At 67.0% G+C, this 2,444-nt stretch carries 4 protein-coding genes and 2 tRNA genes; 2 read left to right on the top strand and 4 right to left on the bottom strand.

The window, feature by feature from the left end; all coding sequences use genetic code 11:
• From IBJ06_RS13295 to IBJ06_RS13285, 3 genes are all read right to left on the bottom strand, one after another.
• A partial coding sequence (locus IBJ06_RS13295) for a GTP-binding protein (protein ID WP_231492570.1) occupies positions 1–127 on the bottom strand: 127 nt, incomplete at its 3' end.
• A 64-nt stretch (positions 128–191) separates the two neighbouring features.
• Positions 192–265, bottom strand: a tRNA-Gly gene (locus IBJ06_RS13290).
• 85 nt (positions 266–350) lie between these two features.
• A tRNA-Tyr gene (locus tag IBJ06_RS13285) sits at positions 351–434 on the bottom strand.
• A 146-nt stretch (positions 435–580) separates the two neighbouring features.
• Here IBJ06_RS13285 and rlmB point away from each other — a divergent pair.
• Both rlmB and IBJ06_RS13275 read left to right on the top strand, forming a co-directional pair.
• On the top strand, positions 581–1,474 hold the full coding sequence (gene rlmB / locus IBJ06_RS13280; protein ID WP_292161181.1) for a 23S rRNA (guanosine(2251)-2'-O)-methyltransferase RlmB: 894 nt from the start codon (positions 581–583) through the stop codon (positions 1,472–1,474).
• Positions 1,475–1,509: 35 nt separating this feature from the next.
• Positions 1,510–2,364, top strand: a complete 855-nt coding sequence (locus tag IBJ06_RS13275) for a TerC family protein (protein ID WP_292161179.1) — start codon at positions 1,510–1,512, stop codon at positions 2,362–2,364.
• Here IBJ06_RS13275 and IBJ06_RS13335 read toward each other — a convergent pair.
• Positions 2,361–2,444: hypothetical protein (locus IBJ06_RS13335; RefSeq protein ID WP_365812781.1), on the bottom strand; the 84-nt coding region annotated here is incomplete at its 5' end. The genes IBJ06_RS13275 and IBJ06_RS13335 overlap by 4 nt on opposite strands.

Raw genomic sequence — 2,444 nt, 5'->3', positions numbered from 1 at the left:
TGGCTCCACCCGCCTTCGCCAGCGTCATCGTGATCGCCGCCGTCAGCGTCGTCTTGCCATGGTCAACGTGACCAATCGTGCCGATGTTGCAGTGCGGCTTGGTGCGTTCAAACTTTTCCTTGGCCATGGCCAAAACTCCTGATGGCCCTGGCCCAGAACGGGAGTGGGGGCGCTGAGTGCTATCAAAAACCTGGAGCGGGTAGACGGAATCGAACCGACATATTCAGCTTGGAAGGCTGCTGTACTACCATTGTACTATACCCGCGCAGAGAGTGCGGTGTCCTGCATAAGCGGTGGGCACCACACCCGGTTCCGGTCCGGACACCCGCCCTATGAGATCCAAACGTGCGTGGTGGGGGAAGCAGGACTCGAACCTGCGAAGCTTACGCAGCGGATTTACAGTCCGCCCCCTTTGCCGCTCGGGACATTCCCCCAAGCACGTACCGGATCGTCATCAGGCCCCCGACCCGACCCCGAAGGATCAGGGCGAATAAAGGCTTCAGGATCGGGCATCGCCTGCGTTAGAGGGGGTGCCCAACCCGGAAAGCCCTTGGGCTCCCAAATCGGAGCGCGTCTTATAGTGTCGTCGAACCGCGAACGCAACGACCGGAAATCGGGTCGTAAGCCACCCCCCCGGGGCGGCACCGGAGAGGCTGCAAAGCCCGGCCGCAAGGGGGATCGCGCATCGGTGCCCAACCCCTGGGACGCCAAACCGTCCCGGGACCAGGCCCGTGACAAGGGCCGCGACCGGCTGGATCCCGATTCCCTGATCTGGGGCCGTCACCCGGTGCTGGCCGCCCTCGCCAATCCGGCCCGGCGGGGCATGGGCCGTCTGATGGCCACCGCTGATCGCGCCGCTGAGCTGGAGCGTGACGGGCTGCTGAATGGCCATGCGGTAGAGGTGGTCGAGGCCGACCGGCTGGCGCGCCTGCTGCCGCCCGGTGCGGTGCATCAAGGTATGGTGTTCAAGGTCAAGCCGCTGGAGGGCGTGGACCTCGAGGACCTCGCCCGGCCGGCGCGCGGCATACTGGTCATGCTGGATCAACTGACCGATCCGCAGAATGTCGGCGCCATCTTCCGCTCGGCCCTGGCCTTCGGGGCGCGGGGCATCATCGTCCAGGACCGGCACAGTCCGGCGCTGGCGGGGCCGCTGGCCAAGACCGCTGCTGGGGCCACCGAACGCCTGCCCTGCGCCCGGGTGACCAATCTGTCGCGCGCCCTGCGCACCCTGCAGGACGCCGGCTGGCACATCGTCGGTCTGGACGGCAGCGGCGAGGCCACCCTCGACGAGGCGCTCGATTCGCGGCCGACCGTGCTTGTCATGGGCTCGGAAGGCGACGGCCTGCGCCGGCTGGTGGCCGAGAATTGCGACACCCTTGCCCGCATTCCCATGCCGGGCGGCTTTGAAAGCCTGAATGTCTCGAACGCCGCCGCCGTCGCGCTCTATGAGGCGGCGCGCAAGCAGGCAGGCTGATGACAGCCCGCCCGGTTTGGGATTAGAGAGCCGACATGGAATTTCTCGCATCCCCCGAACTCGCCAGCCAGCTGACCGCGCTGGGCAAGGTGCTGATGATCGACCTGGTTCTGGCCGGCGACAACGCCGTGGCCGTGGGTCTGGCCGCCGCCGCCCTGCCCGCCGAACAGCGCCGCAAGGCCATTCTGATCGGTCTGGCCGCCGCCGTGGTCATGCGCATCGGTTTTGCCCTGATCACCGTCCAGCTGCTCGCCATCGTCGGCCTCCTGATGGCCGGCGGCTTCCTGCTGCTGTGGGTGTGCTGGAAGATGTGGCGCGAACTGCAGGAACAGCGCACCCACGACCAGGCCGAATCCGGTGAGGCCATGGAGATGGCCCTGGCCGCGCACCACGGAGGCGGTGCCTCTCCCGAGGAGATGGGCATCAAGCGCAAGACCTTCGGCGCGGCCCTGGTCCAGATCATGATCGCCGACATCACCATGTCGCTCGACAATGTGCTGGCGGTCGCCGGGGCTGCTCACGATCACCCGTGGATCATGGTGTTCGGTCTGGTGCTGTCGATCGCCCTGATGGGCGTGGCCGCGACCTATATCGCCAAGCTGCTGAACAAGCACCGCTGGATCGGTTACGTCGGTCTGGTGATCGTGCTGTACGTCGCCCTGCACATGATCTGGGACGGCTATCGCTCGGTCGTGGTCCGCACCGGCAATCTCGAAGAGCACAACGCCTCTGCGCCCGGCTTCCTCGACATCGACGAAGAGGAAGCGAAGAAGCACATGCGCGGCGTCCGCACGGAGGACAGCGCCCTGACCACCCCTCCCCTGCCGACCCACCCGGCGGACGCCCCGCCGGTGCAGGCGGTGCCGGGTGAACCGCCGGCGGCGAACTAGCCCTCGCCGCCGAAGCGGGCGGCCCATTCGGCGACCTGCTCGTCCTCGATCTTGCGGAACAGCACCTCGGCGGCCTGAAC

The sequence above is a fragment of the Brevundimonas sp. genome, from assembly GCF_016742135.1.
Lineage (GTDB): Bacteria > Pseudomonadota > Alphaproteobacteria > Caulobacterales > Caulobacteraceae > Brevundimonas.
The sequence above is the reverse complement of the archived record's forward strand: the minus strand, read 5'-3'. Positions and strand labels throughout refer to the sequence as shown.